This window comes from Paractinoplanes rishiriensis (genome assembly GCF_016862375.1).
GTDB classification, from domain to species: domain Bacteria; phylum Actinomycetota; class Actinomycetes; order Mycobacteriales; family Micromonosporaceae; genus Actinoplanes; species Actinoplanes rishiriensis.
This window is the reverse complement of the sequence record NZ_BOMV01000104.1, coordinates 1-17,937: the sequence shown is the minus strand read 5'-3', so window position 1 is coordinate 17,937 and position 17,937 is coordinate 1. Positions and strand designations below refer to the sequence as shown.

Annotated in this window: 14 protein-coding genes and 1 pseudogene; 5 read left to right on the top strand and 10 right to left on the bottom strand. The window is 71.0% G+C overall.

The annotated features are described in order from the left end of the window. Positions 1 to 48: 48 nt before the first annotated feature. Together Ari01nite_RS44340 and Ari01nite_RS44335 are read right to left on the bottom strand one after the other, a co-directional pair. Entirely contained in the window at positions 49 to 372 is a 324-nt protein-coding gene (locus Ari01nite_RS44340; protein ID WP_239163547.1) for a hypothetical protein, read from the bottom strand. Beyond that, positions 359 to 1,204 (bottom strand): SDR family oxidoreductase, encoded by an 846-nt coding sequence (locus Ari01nite_RS44335; RefSeq protein ID WP_203790168.1) that lies wholly within the window; start codon positions 1,202 to 1,204, stop codon positions 359 to 361. The genes Ari01nite_RS44340 and Ari01nite_RS44335 overlap by 14 nt, the downstream gene beginning before the upstream one ends. A 71-nt stretch (positions 1,205 to 1,275) precedes the next feature. On the opposite strand from Ari01nite_RS44335, the pseudogene Ari01nite_RS44330 reads away from it, so the two are divergent. Beyond that, positions 1,276 to 1,773: pseudogene (locus Ari01nite_RS44330) on the top strand (TetR-like C-terminal domain-containing protein); the annotation flags it as partial. Positions 1,774 to 1,799: 26 nt separating this feature from the next. Then, positions 1,800 to 2,729, top strand: coding sequence for a toll/interleukin-1 receptor domain-containing protein (locus tag Ari01nite_RS44325; RefSeq protein WP_203790166.1), 930 nt, complete (start codon positions 1,800 to 1,802; stop codon positions 2,727 to 2,729). Between the two features lie 33 nt (positions 2,730 to 2,762). On the opposite strand, the gene Ari01nite_RS51150 is transcribed toward Ari01nite_RS44325, so the two are convergent. From Ari01nite_RS51150 to Ari01nite_RS44290, 7 genes are read right to left on the bottom strand one after another with little or no spacing between them, the layout of a single operon-like run. Further along, positions 2,763 to 4,289, bottom strand: coding sequence for a tyrosine-protein kinase domain-containing protein (locus Ari01nite_RS51150; RefSeq protein WP_203790164.1), 1,527 nt, complete (start codon positions 4,287 to 4,289; stop codon positions 2,763 to 2,765). Next, positions 4,286 to 5,470, bottom strand: a complete 1,185-nt coding sequence (locus Ari01nite_RS44315; RefSeq protein ID WP_203790162.1) for a glycosyltransferase family 4 protein — start codon at positions 5,468 to 5,470, stop codon at positions 4,286 to 4,288. The genes Ari01nite_RS51150 and Ari01nite_RS44315 overlap by 4 nt, the downstream gene beginning before the upstream one ends. Next, a complete protein-coding gene (gene murJ / locus Ari01nite_RS44310) occupies positions 5,467 to 8,472 on the bottom strand; it encodes a murein biosynthesis integral membrane protein MurJ (protein ID WP_203790160.1) in 3,006 nt (1,001 codons plus the stop codon). Before murJ ends, Ari01nite_RS44315 begins: the two co-directional genes overlap by 4 nt. After that, complete coding sequence (locus Ari01nite_RS44305; protein ID WP_203790158.1) at positions 8,469 to 9,083, bottom strand: sugar transferase; 615 nt, start codon at positions 9,081 to 9,083, stop codon at positions 8,469 to 8,471. Before Ari01nite_RS44305 ends, murJ begins: the two co-directional genes overlap by 4 nt. Beyond that, a complete protein-coding gene (locus Ari01nite_RS44300) occupies positions 9,080 to 9,712 on the bottom strand; it encodes an acyltransferase (RefSeq protein ID WP_203790156.1) in 633 nt (210 codons plus the stop codon). The genes Ari01nite_RS44305 and Ari01nite_RS44300 overlap by 4 nt, the downstream gene beginning before the upstream one ends. Further along, positions 9,709 to 10,830, bottom strand: a complete 1,122-nt coding sequence (locus Ari01nite_RS44295; RefSeq protein ID WP_203790155.1) for a DegT/DnrJ/EryC1/StrS family aminotransferase — start codon at positions 10,828 to 10,830, stop codon at positions 9,709 to 9,711. Before Ari01nite_RS44295 ends, Ari01nite_RS44300 begins: the two co-directional genes overlap by 4 nt. A gap of 23 nt (positions 10,831 to 10,853) precedes the next feature. Further along, complete coding sequence (locus Ari01nite_RS44290) at positions 10,854 to 11,954, bottom strand: Gfo/Idh/MocA family protein (RefSeq protein ID WP_203790154.1); 1,101 nt, start codon at positions 11,952 to 11,954, stop codon at positions 10,854 to 10,856. Positions 11,955 to 12,331: 377 nt separating this feature from the next. On the opposite strand from Ari01nite_RS44290, the gene Ari01nite_RS44285 reads away from it, so the two are divergent. Then, positions 12,332 to 14,128 (top strand): polysaccharide deacetylase family protein, encoded by a 1,797-nt coding sequence (locus Ari01nite_RS44285; protein WP_203790153.1) that lies wholly within the window; start codon positions 12,332 to 12,334, stop codon positions 14,126 to 14,128. Between the two features lie 51 nt (positions 14,129 to 14,179). Here the strand turns inward: Ari01nite_RS44285 and Ari01nite_RS44280 are convergent, their stop codons facing one another. Further along, positions 14,180 to 16,399 (bottom strand): putative bifunctional diguanylate cyclase/phosphodiesterase, encoded by a 2,220-nt coding sequence (locus Ari01nite_RS44280; RefSeq protein ID WP_203790152.1) that lies wholly within the window; start codon positions 16,397 to 16,399, stop codon positions 14,180 to 14,182. A 105-nt stretch (positions 16,400 to 16,504) separates the two neighbouring features. Between Ari01nite_RS44280 and Ari01nite_RS44275 the strand changes: the two genes are divergently transcribed. Beyond that, positions 16,505 to 16,846, top strand: coding sequence for a PadR family transcriptional regulator (locus Ari01nite_RS44275; protein ID WP_203790151.1), 342 nt, complete (start codon positions 16,505 to 16,507; stop codon positions 16,844 to 16,846). A gap of 27 nt (positions 16,847 to 16,873) precedes the next feature. After that, the gene (locus Ari01nite_RS44270; protein ID WP_203790150.1) at positions 16,874 to 17,926 is read left to right on the top strand and encodes a hypothetical protein; all 1,053 of its coding nucleotides are present in this window, start codon (positions 16,874 to 16,876) and stop codon (positions 17,924 to 17,926) included. Positions 17,927 to 17,937: the final 11 nt, after the last annotated feature.

Sequence of the window (17,937 nt, the reverse complement as noted above, 5' to 3'; positions counted from 1 at the left end):
GCGACCGACGCTATGGGCGAACCCGGCGACCGGGGAGCGCCCGAAGTCTCATCCGGGAGACCGCGGACTACGACTTGAGTCGAGGGTGGCGACCTCGCGTACGGCCCGGGCGATGGCGGTGGAGTCCTTGTTGAGGATCGCGCCGTGGTTGCTGGTGACCTTCGCACTGACCTGGATGTTCGGGTTGCGGGCGCACACCCCGTCGAGACTGGCGCGGATGCGCTCCTGCTCGTCTCCGCGGCTGCCGAGCGACGTACCCGAGGCGACCACGTACCGGGTGGGGACGGTGACGTGCCGCCACGGCGTACCCAACTCGGCGATGACCCGCCGCCAGTCGACCGGCACCATGCCGGTCCAGCTATTGATCGTCATGCTGCACCGCCGGCGCCGGGACGGCGTGCTCGGCGGCCCGGCTGACCTGTTCCCAGCCCGCCCAGGTGTCCATCCGCCGGCGCGAGATGTCGAACGCGAGGTCGTAGACCATGCTGCCGAGCAGGAGCCGCAGCGGCGGGTCGTCGCTCTCGACGAGTTTCAGTAGCGCCTCGGCGGCGAGGCGGGGCTCGCTGTCGATCGAGCCTTCCGCCCACTGCCGCTCCAATTCGGCGCGCAGCGGACCGTACGCCTCCATCGGTGTGGTGGCGGTGATGCTGGTGTACAGGTCGGTCCAGTAGCCGCCGGGTTGCACGATGCTGACCTTGACGTCGAAGGCCGCCGCCTCCATCGCCAGGGCCTCGCTCATGCCTTCGAGGGCGAACTTGCTGGCGCTGTACATGCCGGTGCTCGGAAAACCGCCGAGAGCCGCGATGCTGGAGATCTGCACGATGTGGCCGGACCGCCTGGCGCGCAGGTGCGGCAGCACGGCCTGACTGACCCAGAGCGCGCCGAAGAGGTTGACCTCGAACTGGCCGCGCGCCTCGGCCTCGGTGAACTCCTCGATCATGCCCATGGACATGGTGCCGGCGTTGTTGACGACGATGTCGAGCCGCCCGAAGTGCTCGACCGCGGTGGCCACGGCGGCGAAGACCGCCGACCGGTCGGTCACGTCGAGCCGCAGGGTGAGCAGCCGGTCACCGTATCGCTCCTCGAAGTCGTCCCGGGTGATGGTCCGTGCGGCGGCGACCACGTGGTCGCCGCGTTCGAGCGCCGCGATGGCGAACGCGCGGCCCAGGCCGCGGCTGGCGCCGGTGATGAACCAGGTGCGCATGTGGTGGTCCTCTCGGCCTAGCGAGACGATGCGGTTCGTCTCGCTTCTCGTCAGAAGGTAGGCGCTTCTCCGCCGCACGGGCCGGCGTCGGCAAACAGACCATCTACCGCTGGTGGCCGTCCAAGGGGGCGGTCATCTTCGATGCGTTCCTCGTTCTCAGCGAGGGCGCCGGGGGCGAGCCCCCGGTGCTGCCGGACACCGGCGACCTGGAAGCCGACCTGACGGCGGTTCTGCGCGCCACGGTCGCGGAGTTGACCGATCCCAGGTACGACCAGCCGATGCGCGCGCTGGCCACCGAAATCGCGCACGACCCCGAGCTTGCCGCCGACTACGCCGAACGGCTGGGCGGACCGTTGAAGCAGGCCAAGCAGGAATGGCTACGCGCCGCGCAACGGGCCGGGCAACTCGCCGAGGATCTCGACCTCGACGTAGCCGTGGAAATGATCTGGGGGCCCCTGCTCAACCGCTGGCTGCACCGCACCGGGCCGCTCACCACCGAGTACATCGACCGCGTCGTCACCACCGCTCTCAACGGCTTGCGCCCGCGCCCTGGAGCTGGCTCAACGTAACCGGGCGAGGTGACTATCATCCGACCATGAGCTTCATCTTCTTGTCGTATTCCAGACAGGACAGCGGACGCGTCCGCGACCTGTACGACCGGCTCCGGAGCAACGGGTACCAGGTCTGGTTCGACGAGGAGAATCTCCTTCCCGGTCAGATCTGGGAAGCGGAGATCAAGAAGGCAATTCGCGGCGCGGCGCTGGTAATCGTAGCGCTCTCCAGCCGCTCGGTGACCCGGACCGGCTACGCGCAAAAGGAGATTCGCACGGCGCTGGACTTCATGGATCAGATCCCAGCGGGCCAGCCGTACCTCATCCCGCTCAAACTCGATGACTGCGAAGTTCCCGACCAGTTGGGCCACATCCACTGCGGGAGCCTCGTCGATGAGACCGACTTCCAGCGCCTGCTGAAGGCGCTGGACCAGTACTCCAGCTCCGCAGAGGACGGAACAGCGCCCGAATCCGCCCTTGATGCCCCGCTCAACTATTCCAAGTACGTTGCCGAGTTCAAGAAACATGAATCTCTCATCATCCCGGGCTACGGCATCTCGCCGCTCACGATCGGCGTGGACGAGTCGGCCGTACGGGCAGCATTCGGGGCACCAACGCGGACGTCCGAATATGGCGGCGACGGAAATGAGCCGGCACAGAGATATCTTGAGTACCTCACTGTCGGGTTGGATTTCAGGCTGGTCCGCGGGTCAGTGACGACGATCTTTGCCTACGCCTCAGGCAAGGACGGGCATTCGGCATTCACGGGATCCACTCCGGAACGGATCTCCCTCCATTCCCGGCGGCAGGACGTGGAGCGAGTCTTCGGAAGACCCCCGAAGGACGGCGGGAACGGTGTTATCAACTACTGGGTCAGCTACCCCTCCCTCGGCCTCGCGATCACCTACGACACCATCGACACGACCAGCCTGAAGGCTGAGATTCACCACTTGTCCGTCACGCTGCCCTATTAGCGCCAGGCGTCGGCGCTGCCGCGGCTGACGTCGTCAGTTGTCTCCGTAGGGTGTCCGGTAGAGGGTGGGCATCGGTTCGCGCAGGGGAGGCTCGAACGTCGCCGGTGGCAATGGCGGCTCCCAGTTGTTCGCCCGCATGCCCGCCGTCGGGAAGTCGGCCAGGGAGGCCGCAAGGCCCCGGCTGGCAGCAGGCATGGGGGCCGGCATCGGCGCCGGCCTTGCGACCGGCGGCTGTCCCTGCGGTGCCAGGCCCTGCGGTGCCGGGCCCTGCGGTGCCGGACCGCCGTCCCCGCGCGGGACGTCCAGCAGCACCGTGCTCATTCCGCCGCGGGCTACGTCGTTGAGCTCGGCCAGCATCCGGGCCACGGCGGTTCGGGTGGTACGGCGGTGGTTGCCGACCAGCAGCACGTGGTCGGCGGCCGCAGCCAGGGTGATCGAGTCGGACACGCTGAGCACCGCGGGCGAGTCCAGGATGACGACGTCCGCGTGCGCCCGGGCCACGTCGAGGACCCACCGCAGCCGGTCGCCGTAGAGCAGGTCGCCGGCGTTGCCGGGCAGCGGGCCGGCGGGCAGCAGCGTCAGGCCGGGGACCGCGGTCGGCACCAGGCCTTCCTCGACGCTGTGCCGGCCGCCGAGGACGCCGGACAGGCCCACCGGGCTGTTCCGGTCGAAGACCTGGTGCAGGCGGGGGTTGCGCAGGTCGCCGTCGATCAGCACCACGTCGTGCCCGGCCTGGGCGACGACCACGGCCAGGTTCGCCGCGGTCATGGTGCGGCCCTCGCCCTCCTCGGCGCTGGTGACCAGCACGACACCGGTGCCGCGCAGCAGCGGCTGCAGCCGGGAGCGCAGATAGCGGAAGGACTCCGCCGCGGGGGACATCGGCTGCAGCAGCAGGGCTCGTGGATCGTCCGGCTTGGCGGGCAGACGCGGCACGGTGGCCAGCACCGGGACACCGCTGATCCGGGCGAAGTCGTCGCTGCCGCGTACCCGGTCACTCATCTTGTCGCGCAGCAGGGCGGTGCCGACGCCGAGCAGGAGACCGGCGATCAGCCCGGCGCCCAGATAGATCACGATCGGATGGCTGACCGGGTCGCCGGGCGCCGTCGCGCCGGTGACCAGGACGGCGTGCTGGGTCGCGGTGGGCGCCGCGGCCTCCTCGGCGTTGCGGAACTTCACGTACGCGCCGGACAGCACCTCGGCCCGGCGCTGCGCCTCCGCGGCGCTGCCGTGCCGGTAGCGGAACGTCAGCACGTTGGCGTCCGGGGCGACGCTCACCGACAGGCCGTCGAGCAGGTCGTCCTCGGTGGTGAGCAGCAGCTTGGCCGCCGGGCCGAGCACCAGCCCGGACTGGGCCAGTTGCTTCTCGGTGCCCATGTCCGGAGCGACCGGCGTGGTGTTCGCCCGGACCCGGGACTCCACCAGCACGGTGGCGGAGGACTCGTACTCGCGCGGCAGTAGGAAGCCGGCTCCCAGGGCCGTCGCGATGACCACCGCGGTGACCAGGGCGATCCAACCGCCGTAGACCCGAACGAAACGAGGCGGACCCCAACCTGTCGTCATGCGTGTTCTCCCTTCGGGCGGGCCAGCCGGCCGACCAGTGCGACGTACGTTTCCTGCTGGTGCTCCCAGGCGAGCCGCTCGACCACCGCGCGGCGCCCGGCCCGGCCCATGGCCTGCCGGCGTTCGCGGTCGGTGAGCAGCTCGTCGATGTGCCGGGCGAAGTCGGCCGGGTCGCCCGGCGTGGCCAGGGCCGCCGCGTCCCCGCCGACCAGCCGGGTCTCGGCCACGTCGAACGCCACGAAGGGCAGCCCGACGGCCATGTACTCCATCGCCTTGACCGGCGTGACGAACGGTTCCAGATTCGGTTCGATGCCGAGGTCGGCGGTGGACAGGTAGTCGACCACCTGGTCCGGTTCGGCCCAGCCGGGGAAGGTCACCCAGGCCGAGACGCCACGTTCGGCGGCGAGCTTTTCGCAGTCGGCCACCGCGTCACCGACCCCGACAAAAGCAAAGCCGCAATCCGTACGCCCGAGCCGGTGCACCAGGTGCGCGACGGCCTCGACGGCCAGGTCGATGCGGTCCTGCGGGCCCATCATGCCGACCAGCACCGCGAGGTGGCGGTGGCCGCCGCGCAACTCGGGCCGGGCCGGGCCGGCGACCAGCTGGTCGAGCCGGGGACCGTTGCCGACCACGGTGATCCGCCGGGCCGGCACCCCACCGCGGGTCATCGCCACCTCCCGGACCGTGCCGTTGACCGCCACCACGTGCGAGGCGGTCCGCAGGCTGGCCCGTTCGCAGGTCCGGAGGAGCCGGTACAGCGGGCCGTCCGTGCTGCCGTAGCGGGCCTCGTACATCTCCGGGGAGAGGTCCTTGAAGTCGAAGATCACCGTGCGGCCGAAGAACTTGAGCGGCACGGCCAGCACGAAATAGATGTCCGGGGTGCTGGACATCTGCACCACGTCGGCGCCGCCGGTGCACAGCGCCCGGACGGTGAGCGCGACGGCCATCAGCAGCGAGTAGAGGTACTCGCGGACGAAGCCGAGCTTGCCGGTCCCGTCCGCGGGAGCCGGGTAGTCCAGTACCCGTACCCCCGGCACGGCCTGGTTGCCCGGGTCGCGGCGGCAGATCACGGTCACCCGCATGCCGGCCTCGACCAGGGCGGCCGCGTGTTTGCGGAGCCGGTGGTCGCGGGCCAGGGCGACGTTCTCCACCACCAGCAGCACGCGCGTCGGCGTACTCATGTGCTCTCCTGTTCCTGCTCTTGATCCAGGTTGCGGAGCATCGCCAGCAGGCCGAACATCGCCTCGGCGGCACCGCGGTAGGTCAGGTGCGGGTCGAAGTTCATCAGCGCGACGTTCGCCCAGATGTAGGCGACCAGGGCGAGGCCGATGACGCCGACCACGCCGGTCGACCGGCGGGCGGCGGCGAGCGAACGGCGCAGGGCCACGACGACGAACGCGACGTACGCGCCGAGCAGGGGGAGTCCGCCGCCCCAGAGCAGCCAGGTGTAGCCGCTCTCGATCCAGACGTAGCCGAACTCCTCGTGCGCCGCCGCCACCCGGGCGGACGGCCGCACGCCGAACGCCCAGTTGCCGTCCGCCAGCAGATCGGGCCAGAAGTACGTGTTCAGGTTGTGCAGCCGGACGATCCAGCTGTCCGGCAGCCCGGCGGCGCTCTGGAAGCCCATCAGCCGGGTCTCGATGACCGGCCACATCACCATGCCGCCCACCAGCAGCAGCGGCAGCGCATAGCCGAGCAGCCGGGTGGCCTTCGAGGTGATGATCAGCGCGCCCATCGCGACCATCAGGCCCAGCACGGTGGAGAACTCACCGGCACCGAGCGTGCCGAAGATGCAGATCACCGCGATGCCGCCGAGCAGCAGCCGGTGCCGGGAGCCGCGCAGCAGCAGGCCGACCGCCAGCGCCAGGTTGAGGATGGCCAGGTCGGCGACGGCGGCGGCGAGCGCCAGCGTGGAACTGCCCCGGCCGATGGCCAGGGTGCGCTCGACGCCGAACGGTGCCCAGAGCGTGCCGAGCAGTTGCGGCACCCCGAACAGGTCGAGCGACTGCAGGATGCCGATGACGCAGACGATCGCCGCCGAGGTCATCGACAGGTACAGCGCGCGCAGGGCCTGCTTCTCGGTGGTGATGCTGAGCCGCACGATCGCGTACACCGCGAGCAGCTTCCACAGCACGGTGGTGTGCTGCAGGTCGTCCGTGGTGATCTCGCGCCCGCGCACCAGCATCACCAGCAGCGGCACCAGCGAGCTGCACACGGCGAGCCCGATCAGGACGGCGTCGAGCCGGGTGATCCGGGGCCACCGGACGGCACCGGTGCGTACGGTCAGCAGATAGCGCACCACCAGCACGAGGCCGGCGAAAATCGCCAGCGCCTCGTGCGGCCGCAGCATCGGCAGCAGCGTGCCGCGGTCGATCCCGGCGGTCAGCGGGGTCACAAAGATGAGGAGGTACGCCGCGACGGCCGGTCGCCGGTAGATCCAGGCACCGGCACCGGCCGCGACGACCACGCCGGCCGCCAGCAACGGGTTGAGCCCGACCAGCACACCCATCGCCGCGCTGCCCAGCAGCAGCAGGCCGGCCAGCGCGGCGCCGGAGTCGCGGCCGGCAACGCGAGGCCCGCGCTTGCCGGCGAGGATCCACTCCAGTTCGGGCGCCCCCAGCAGGCGCTGGCCGCCAAGATAGACGGCCCCGCCCGCCGCCGCGGCGGCGAGCACCCCGAGCACACCGCCGAAACCGCCGGACACCCGGTCGGTCAGCAGGGTGCCGAGCAGGTACGCGGGCACCGCCATGGCAGCCGCGAGCCCGGCCATCCGCAGCACCGGGCCGGCCAGTGGCTCGTCGCCGTCCGGGAAGGCGGCCAGCAGCGACCGCCCGAGCATCGCGGCACCGGCCAGCGAACCGGCCGTCTGCGCCAGGCCCAGGATTGCCAGCACGGCCGGGCCGTCGGCCAGCAGCGCACCGCCGGCCACCGCCAGCGCGACGGCGACCTGCACCACCATCGCCCGCAGCGGGGTCCGGGTGTCCGAGCGCGCGTAGCAGGCGTACGTCAAAACCAGGAACACCGTCTCGCCGAGCACCCCGGCGGCCAGGCCGGCGACGCCGGCGGCGACCAGCGCCGGGCCGCCGCCCTCGCCGAAGCCGCCGTAGGCGACCGCGGTGGCGAGCGGCGTGGCGATCGCCAGGTATCCGGCCGCCGCCGGCACCGCGAGGAACAGCGCGAACCGCAGACCGCGGATCACCGTGTCGCGGAACATCGGCCGCTCGGCCGGCCCGGCCATCCGGGCCAGCCGGGGCGCCAGCGACAGCGCGACGGGGGTGGCGCCGAGGGCGATCGGCAGGAAGTAGAAGTTCATGGCGAGCTGGAACGCGACGACGCCGCCGGCCACCCGGTTGGCGATCGCCAGCAGCACCAGCAGCTGCACCGCGGCCAGGCCGGCCTGAGCCAGGGCGGGCAACGACCGGGCCAGGACCGTCCGCACCTCGGGGTCGCGCCAGCCGGCGCGCGGGCGGAGCCGGACGCCGGCCCGGCGCGCTCCCCACCACTGGGTGCCGGCGTGCAGCGCGACCGCACCGGTGGTGCCGAGGCCCAGCAGCAGCAGGGTGGACAGCGGCGCCCGGTCCAGGTTCGCGATGTCCGGGCGGGTGAGTGCCACCAGGCCGAGCACCAGCACGGTGCCGACGTTCTCGAGGGCCGGTGCCGCGGCGGCCAGCCCGAAGCGGCCCTTGGCGTTCATCACCGCGCCGGCCGTCGCGACCAGGCCGTACAGCGGAATCTGCGGCAGCAGCATGAGCACCAGCAGCAGGCCGGCGCGCGTCTGGTCGCCGCCGGCCGAGGTCAGCCCGAGGACGAACGGGGCAAGCAGCACCGCCACCGGGGTGGCGATCGCGGCGCCGAGGGCGATGACGCCGAGGAAGCCGCCGGCGATTCGCGTGGTGGCCGCGGTGTCGCCGCGGTCCAGGTGCCGCACCAGCGCCGGAATGAGCAGTGAGGACACCATGGAGCCGCCGAGCAGGCCATAGAAGATCAGGTTCGGAAGCGCGTTGGTGAACTGGTAGGTGTTGGCGAACACGGTGGCGCCGAGCACGGCCGCGACCACCACACCGCGGATCACGCCGGTGACCCGGCTGACCACGGTCCAGGCCGCCACCGTCACCGAGTCACCGGCGGCCGCGACCGGCTCGGCCTGCTCGGCCGGCGTCGTGCGCTCTGCGAGCAGCGTCATGCGGCACCGCGCCGGAGCTGGGCCGGGATCGTCTTCACCATGATGGCCAGGTCGAGCCAGAGGGTCTGCCGGCGCACGTACTCCACGTCGAGGTCGAGAGCCTGCAGCATGGTCAGCCGGTTGCGGCCGCTGACCTGCCACAGGCCGGTCAGCCCGGGCCGGACCTCGAACCGGGCGCGCGCTCCGGCCGGGAAGAGCTCCGCCTCCCAGCCGAGCACCGGCCGCGGGCCGACCAGCGACATCTGCCCGCGTACCACGTTGACCAGCTGCGGCAGCTCGTCCAGGCTGGTGCGGCGCAGGAGCGCGCCGACCGGCGTGATCCGGGGGTCGCCGACCAGCTTGTACAGGCCGCCGCTCGACTCCGCGGTGCCGGTGAGCAGGTCGCGGACGTACGCCCGATGGGCCGCGTCACCGGCGTCGGTCCACATCGTCCGGAACTTGTACATGGTGAACGGCTGCCCGTGCCGGCCCAGTCGCTGCTGGCAGAAGACGGCCCGGCCGGGCGACGTCGACCGGACCGCCACCCACACCGCCGCGAGGAGCGGGGCGAGCACGAGCAGCGCGAGCGAGGCCAGCATCAGGTCGAGGGCCCGTTTGACCGTCCCGGTCACGCCCGTCCGTTCTCCGCCGGCCGCATCCGGCGCTGGGCCGGCGCGGGCATGGCAGACACGCGCTCCACGATGTCGGGGAGGTCCCGGACCGGCCGCTGTACCGCGGCCGGGTTGCCGTACGCCACCATGCCGTCCGGGATGTCCCGGGTGACCACGGCGCCGGAGCCGATGATCGCGCCGGCCCCGATCCGCACGAACGGCAGGATGGTCACGTTGACGCCGATCTGCGCACCGGCGCAGATCGTCGGGCCGGTCATCAGCTTGGCCGACCGGTCGTCGCCGGGGTACAGATCGTTGGCGATCGTCACGCCGGGGGCCAGGAACACGTCGTCCTCGATGACGGTGAACTGGGCGATGTAGCAGTTCGAGTGGATCTTGACGCGGTCGCCGATCCGGGTGCCGTAGTCGATGACCGTGTTGCTCCAGATGCTGGTGTCGTCGCCGATCGTGCAGTCCTCCCGGACCACGACGTTGTGCCCGGTCGCGAACCGTGCCCCGATCACCGTGGCGTCGTACAGCACCGAGCCGCTCCGCAGCCGGGCGCCGGGCCCGAGCCGCAGGGGGCGGTCGGGGTGCCCGGTGACCGGGTAGCCGACGGTCACGTTCGCGTCGATCTCGTGCCCGGTCACCGGCCGGTCACCTCGTTGAGGGCGTCGGTCAGCGCGGCACAGACGTGGTCCAGCTGCTCGGTGGTCATGTGCGGGAACAGCGGCAGGGAGAGCTGCTCGCCGGCGGCCCGCTCGCAGACCGGCAACGGCGTGCGGGCGTACCGCATCAGCGGCGGCTGCTGATGGCACGGCACCGGATAGTGCACCCCGGTCTGCACCTCGCGGTCGGCGAGCAGTTTCTGGACGCGTTCCCGATCCGGCACCCGGACCACCATCAGGTGGTACACGTGCCGGGCCGGTGCCGCGACGGTGGTCAGCCGGGCGGCGGTGCCGGCCAGCCGATCGCGGTAACCGGTGGCCAGCGCGATCCGCGCCTCGGTCCACTCCTCGTTGCGGGCGAGCTTGCCGGACAGCGCGATCGCCTGCAGGGTGTCGAGCCGGCTGTTGGTGCCCACGAAAAGGTGCTCGTAGTGCGCCGCGCCGCTGCTGCGTCCGTGGTTGGCCAGGCTGCGTACCCGGGTGGCGAGGCCGGCGTCCGAGGTGACCACGGCGCCGGCGTCCCCGAATGCGCCCAGGTTCTTGCCCGGGTAGAAGCTGAAGCAGCCGGCGATGCCGAACGACCCGGCGCGGCGGCCCTGCCACTCCGCGCCGTGCGCCTGCGCGGCGTCCTCGACGAGGTGGATCCCGGCCCGCGCGGTGACGGCGCCGATGGCGTCCATGTCCGGCATGTTGCCGTAGAGGTGGACCACCATGACGGCCCTCGTGCGGGGCGTGACGGCGGCCTCGACGATCTCCGCGGTCAGCAGCAGGCTGTCCGGGTCCACGTCGACGAAGACCGGCACCGCACCGGCGCGGACGACCGCCGCGGCCGTCGCGATGAAGGTGTTCGACGGCACGATCACCTCGTCCCCGGCGCCGACCTCCAGTGCCTGCAGGGTCAGCTGCAGCGCGTCGGTGCCGTTGGCCACGCCGACCGCGTGGCTGGTGCCGCAGTAGCGGGCGAAGTCCTGCTCGAACTGCTCGACGGGGGCACCACCGACGTACCGCGCGTTCCGCACGGCGTCGAGGAAATCAATCTCGATGTCCGGCCACGTCTCGCGAGCCATCGCGCCGAGGTCGGTGAAGGGAACCTTCAACATGAAGCGCTTCCTGTCTGTCGGCGTCAGCTGGCGAACGTGCGGAGAACCTTGCCGTTGCGCTGCGAGGGGACGGGCGTCGGAATGAGAGCGGCCACGGAGTGCGGGAGGCTGCGGGTCAGGATCTCGTCGAGCTGCACCCGGCGTTCCTCGGCCAGCGAGAGCTGCGCGGCCTCGATGACCTGCACGACGGCCAGCCCGTTGGCGCCGTCGGTGCGCGGCGTCGCGCCGGTGACGGCACAATCCACGAAGTGCCGCGCCTGCACGGCGAGCGGCTCGTCGAAGGCGATCGGCGGCGAGGTGATGGCGCCCTGGTGGTACTGCTTGCGCGCCGGCGACCCGGCGTCCGGCAGCAGCACGGCCTTGTCGTGGATCCGGATCCGCTCCTCGGCCGTGTCGTCGTACACCGCCATCTTCTTGGAGCCGACCGCGGTGATCCGGCGGGTCTTCACCGGGTCGAGCCAGCTGACGTGGATCGTCGCGTGCGCGCCGAGATCGGCGTAGTCGAGCCGCAGGAAGGCCACGTCCTCGAAGGTCGGGTCGACGTGGTGCGAACCCCACGCGGTCACCGAGCTGGGTGCCTGACCGAGTACGTGGTTGGCGATCGAGACGTCGTGCGGCGCCAGGTCGAAGACGACGTTGACGTCGCTCTGGTAGAGACCCATGTTCAGCCGCGAGCTGGTCAGGTGGTAGAGATCGCCGAGCTCGCGGGACTGCACCAGGTCCCGCAGCATCCACACCGCGGCGTTGTACTCGAAGGTGTGGCCGACCATCAGCGTGACACCGGCTTCGCGGGCGGCCGCGATCAGCAGCAGCGCGTCCGCCGTGGTGGTGGCCAGCGGCTTCTCGATCAGGACGTGCTTGCCGGCCTCGATCGCCTGCAGGCCGAGGTGAGCATGGGTGGCCGGCGGCGTCGCGATGACGAACGCGTCGACGTGCGGCAGCGCGGCCTGCAACGAGGTGAATCCACGCCCCTCCGCGACCAGGTGCGCCAGGTCTGGCAGGTGCTCGATGCGGGCATCCACCGCCACGACGCTCGACACGCCCGGCGTACCTCGCATGACCCGCAGCTGTTTCGCCCCCCAATAGCCGACACCGATCACGCCGACGCGAATACCTGTCCCCATCAATGTTCCCTCCGGCCTACGTCATCACCCCGCACGGCAAAACGCTTCCGCGGAGCAATATTTGGCGGTCGGCGGGCGGACGCCAACCGACTGACCGTGCTGATGATTCATCCATTCGGCCAATCTCCTTTAGTTCGACGAAAATGGATTAAAGAGAGGGCCTGGTGATGCAGAAGTGAGCCTGTGAGCTGGATTTTTACTCCTGAGGTGCGTATCCAAAAGGCGGCCCGGTATCGCCCTTTCGTTTACTGACAGACGACGTCAGTGATGAAAGAGTCCTCGGGAAATCCGGGGAAATATCGAAAGGGGCCGCCGTGCGGGCGCAGTCAACCCTCGTAAGAAGCCATAGCCCAGGGGTGGGGATGAGGGTCGTGGCAATGACCTTGGCCCTTGCGGCGGTGCTCTACGTGGCATTCCAACCGGCCCGCGCGGAGGCGTCGTTCCTGCGGCCGCTGACGGTGACCTTCACCTTCGACGACGGGGTCACCAACCAGCTGACCGCCAAGACCCTGCTCGAGAAGTACGGCATGGTGGGCACGTTCTACATCAACTCGGCGCTGGTGGGTTCGCCGGGATACATGACGCGCACCGAACTCGACGGCCTGAAGGCCCGGGGCCACGAGATCGGCGGGCACACGGCGACGCACCAGAACCTGACGACGCTGGCGCCCGAGGAACAGAACCGCCAGATCTGCCAGGACCGCAACCAGCTGCTGTCCTGGGGCTACGCGGTCACCTCGCTGGCGTACCCGTTCGCCGCCTCCACCCCCGCCATCGAGGCGGTTGCCCGCACGTGCGGGTACAACTCCGCCCGCGGCGTGGGTGAGCTGCGTTCGCCCAGCGACTGCGCGGACTGCCCGACCTCCGAGAGCATTCCGCCGGCGAACGCGTACAACCTGCGGACGCCGGCGGACATCACCAACACCTGGACCCTCGCGCAGTTGCAGACGCTCGTGCAGCGGGCCGAGGTCAACGGCGGCTGGCTGCCGCTCAACCTGCACCACATCTGCGCGACCTCCTGCCCGGCCGAGTCCATCTCGCCGGCCCTCTTCGAGCAGTTCCTGTCCTGGCTGCGGCCCCGCTCGTCGATCCTGATCAGGACCTCGGTGCGGACCGTGCACCAGGTGGTCGGCGGCGCGGTCAAGCCGGCCGTCGCACCCGCACCGGCGCTGGCACCGGGCGCGCCCGGCGTCAACACGGTCCGTAACCCGTCGCTCGAGACGGTCAGCACGAGCGACCCGAACCTGCCGTCCTGCTTCTCGTCGGCCGGCTTCGGCACCAACACCGCCACCCAGACCCGGGTGACCGGCGGCCGCACCGGCACCTTTGCCTCGCGCATCACGGTGACCAGCCGCACCGACGGCGACGCCAAACTGGTGCCCACCTTCGACCTCGGGCAGTGCTCGTCGCAGGTCGCCCAGGGCCGCACGTACGAGGCGAGCACCTGGTACAAGTCGACCGTGCCGGTGTTCTTCACCCTGTACAAGCGCAACGCCCTCGGCCAGTGGAGCTACTGGACGCAGAGCCCGCGCCTGGCAGCGGCCACCAACTGGACCCGGGCCGCCTGGGTGAGCCCGGTGCCGCCCACCGACGCGGTAGCGGCCAGCTTCGGCCTGACCATCGACAGCGTGGGCACGCTGACCACCGACGACTACGGCTTCGCCGACACCGCACCGGTCACCGTCCCGGTCGGCGTGAACGCGCTCAAAAACCCGTCGCTGGAGACGCCGGGCGCCGACGGCTTCCCGCAGTGCTGGGCCGGAGCCGGCTACGGTACCAACACGCCGGCCTGGTCCCGGGTGACCGACGCGGCCGACGGCGGCTTCGCGCAGCGCCTGACGATCACCAGCCTGACCAGCGGCGACGCCAAGCTGATCCCGACCTTCGACAGCACCAACTGCGCACCGCTGGTGACGGTCGGCAAGACCTACAACCTGGCGGTGTCGTACAAGTCGAACGCGCCCACCTTCATCACCCTGTACCGCCAGGACGCCACCACCGGGACCTGGGCGTACTGGACCCAGAGCCCGGTCTTCGCCGCCTCGGCGGCGTACGCCCGGGCCACCTGGACCACGCCGGCGGTGCCGGCCGGCACCAGGGCGGTGAGCTTCGGCCTGACGCTGCCCAGCGTCGGCACGCTGACCACCGACAACTACAGCATGATCGCCAACTGAGGCGAGCCACCGGAGCACCCCCACCTGCGTGGGGGTGCTCCGTCGTGTCGGTCACACAGCGGTACGGGAACTCTGGGCGGCCAGCAGGTCGTACAGCTTTCCGATCGGGGCCGGCCGCGCGAAGTGGTATCCCTGCGCGAGGTGGCAACCCAGCTGCCGCAACCGCTCCGCCTGTGCCGGCGTCTCCACCGCCTCGGCCAGCGTCAGCAGATTCAGGCTCCGCCCCAGATCGACGATCGTGCGGACGAAGGCGATTTCCTGTGGCCCGCCGTTTTCGATCTGCTGGGAGGTGAACGAGCCGTCCATCTTCAGGATGTCCACCGGAAGTTCGCGCAGGTAGGCCAGGGACGAGTAGCCGGTGCCGAAGTCGTCCACGGCTATCCGGACACCGTGCGCCCGCAACTGCTGCAACTGCAGGATGGTGCTGGCGGCGTCGGTCACCGTGGTCATCAGCACCGTTTCGGTGATCTCGACGATCAGGGCCGTCCCGGGCAGGCCGGTACGCTCCAGCCGGCTGAGCAGACGGTCGGCGAAGAGGTGGTCCCGCAGCTGATGCGCCGACACGTTCACCGTGACGGGCAGCTGATGGGCGTTCCACAGCTCGTACAGGTCGGTGCAGACCTGCCCGATCACCCAGTCGCCGATGGCGGTGATCTCCCCGCTCTGCTCCGCGAGCGGGATGAACAGACCCGGGGGCACGGACGTGCCGTCGCCGCGGGTCCAGCGCAGCAGGGCCTCGGCGGCCACGACGGCGCCCGTGTCGAGGTCGACGATCGGCTGGTAGTGCACGCTGAACTCGCCGGCCGCGACCGCGTGCTGCAGCTCGGCGACCATGTCACGGTTCGCCTTCCACTGCGCGTAGGCGCTGGGATCGAAGAGGGCCGCCCGGTTGCCCTCGCTGCGGGCGTCGTTGAGAGCCAGATCCGCGTCGCGGAGGGCCGTGCTGCCGTCGCCGCCGGCGATGACCGCCACGCCGCCGATGACCGCCTGCACCCGGCGGCTGGTCAGTCCGGTGGTCGGGTAGGGCTCGGCGATCGCCCGCAGCAACTGCTCGGCGAGGCGGTGGAAGACCGCTTCGCCGCCGCTGGTCAGCACGGCGAAGGCGTCGGCGTCGAGCCGGACCACCACGGCATCGCTGGGTGCCACCGCGCGCAGGCGGTGACCGGTCTCCACCAGTACGGCGTCGCCGACCTGATGACCGAAGGCGGCGTTGATCTCCCGGAAGCCGTCGAGGTCCACCACCAGCAGCACCCGCTCGTCGGTGGCGCGGCGGTGCAGGTGGGTCTGCAGTGCGGCGCGGTTGCCCAGTCCGGTCAGCGGGTCGACGTACGCGCGCCGGTTGAGGGCCCCGCCGAGGTGCGCGAGCCGGGCGATCAGCAGCACCGACGTGGTGCAGCCGATGCCCAGCATCACCATCAGCTGCACGGTCTGGTGAGCCGGGCGGGCGTTCTGGAACCCGTAGACACTCAGCCCGGCGATCAGCATGGTGAGCGTGACGTAGCCGGCCAGCCGGGTGCGCGACATCAGGGCAGCGTTGCGCGGCATGCTTCCGGTGCTGCGGGCCATGGACGGGTGCAGCGCGGCCGCGCCGACCAGCACGTAGGCCGTCAGCCAGCCCACCATCGCCCAGGCGGCAGGCCGGTAGGCGCCACCGAACAGCCCGGCGTAGTACACCGTGTCGGTCAGCACCCACAGGGTCGAGGCGCCAACCATCAGCCGGTACGCCACCGTGCGCACCCGCGAGATCACCGCGACCCGGACCGTGAAGGCAAAAATCAACAGATCAAGGCAGATGTACGCGAGATAGCTGCCCAGCCGCAAACCGGTGGCCCGGCCGTCGAACAGCAGCGGCGTCAGCACGAACACCCAGACGACGGCACCGAAACCGGTCAGCGCGATGGCCGCGTCGATCATTCCGCCGCGGTACCGGCCCGGCCGGATCCACCAGTAGACGCTGGCAGCCAGCAGCGTCATCGAAAGCGTGTAGCACAGGTCGCCCACGGACGGAAAGCGCGGCACCCCGGCGGGTGTCGTCGCCAGCGCCCACCCCAGGTTCGCGCCCATCGACACGCCGACCGTCGCCACCACCAACCACCAGGGCCGGGACCAGACCGGCCGGTACCGGCGGATGCCCACGATCACGGCGGCCGCCACCGACAGCGCCAGCACCAGGATCAGGCCGCGCTGCACCAGCGGTGGCGCGGCCAGCACGCCGGCCAGCATCAGCCCGCCGAGACCGAGGTACCACCGATACGCGCTGTGTTGCGTCACGCCGTCAATCGCACCAGATCACCGTTGCAGAAACGGTGCGGATGCGGTGTCGCCGGGCTGCTCCGCGGTCTGGCGGATAGCTCGATGAACTGTATATTGAGCGCCATGGCGGGCATACGGCGACCGAGTCTTCTGATCCTGTCGGCGCTGGCCACGGGTCCGTTGCACGGGTACGCGGTGATCAAGGAAGTGTCGCGGCTGTCGGATGAGACGGTGCGCCTGGCCGCCGGCACCCTGTACGCGGCACTCGACCGGCTCACTGACGAGGGTCTGGTCGAGGTCGACCGGGAGGAGACGGTCGGCGGCCGGCTCCGCCGGTACTACCGCCTCACCGGTCCGGGTGCCTCCGCGCTGGCCGCCGAGGCCGAGCAGATGCACCGCGACGCACGGATGATCACCCAGCGGCTGCGCGGTGCCGGTCCCGCCGGTGCACCCGGCCTCGCCTGACCCCCATCGACCACCGAGGAGAGCCGCATGCCCGACGGCGCCCCTGCCGAGCACCTGGCCCGTAGGTACCGCCGGTGGCTGTCGGCCTACCCGCGGACGTACCGCCGGGAGCGTGCGGAAGAGATCCTCGCGACGCTGCTCGACGCCGCGGATCCCGGCCGGTCACGGCCGGCCGCCCGCGAAGTGGCCGTGCTGGTGCGGCACGGCCTCGGCCGGCGGGTCGCCGAGTTCGGGCGCCGGGCGTTCGTCGTCGCGGCGTTCGCCGCCGTGCTGGGCGGGCTGAGCGGCATCGCGCTGGGCTCCTGGCTGGCCTGGCGGAGCGTGGACCCGCTGGCGCCCGACAAGGCCACCGCGGTCAGCCTGGCGCGCACGGTCCTGCCGGGCCAGGCCGGTGACAAGGCCTACCACTACGGGCGGCACACCTTCTGGAATCCGTACAGCAGAAACACCCTGCACGGCGGCACCGGCGTGCGGGCCGGCCGGGCGCACGTCGACGGCATCGTGCCCCAGAACGCCGGCTACCAGGAGGTTGCCGCCGCCGTCCAGGAGAGGATGCGCGCACATGGCTGGCACCACGTGCGCACCACGGTCGAGCGGTACGGGCCGGAGACCTCGTCGACCACGACGGTGGAGGTGGTCGGCACCCGTGCCGGTTACCTCGCCGTGGTGCGGATGGACCCGGCGCTGGGCGTCGACGTGATGTGGGCCGAGCCGCGCGGTCACCTGGCTGCGACCGTCGCCGGCGGGGTGACCGGCGCCCTGCTCGCCGCGCTGCTCGGGTTGTACACCGCCAAGCGCATGCGCCGCTACGGCCCGGCCGCGCAGCGGACGTACTCGCGGCTCTGCGTGGCCACGCTGCTGATGCTCGGCCCGGCCTGCCTGGGCAACATCCCCACCTCGACCGGCTCGCTGCTGGCCAACACCCATCGCAACGGCACCGGTCCCTCGGTGTACTGGGGCGGCTTCGTCATCTACGGCGCCGAGCCGCTCGCCATCCTCTCGCTGGCCCCGATCCTGGCCATCCTCGTCGGCTGCGTCTGGCCGCGCCCCTCGACGGCCCGCACTCCCACCACGGTGTAGGGCACGCAAAG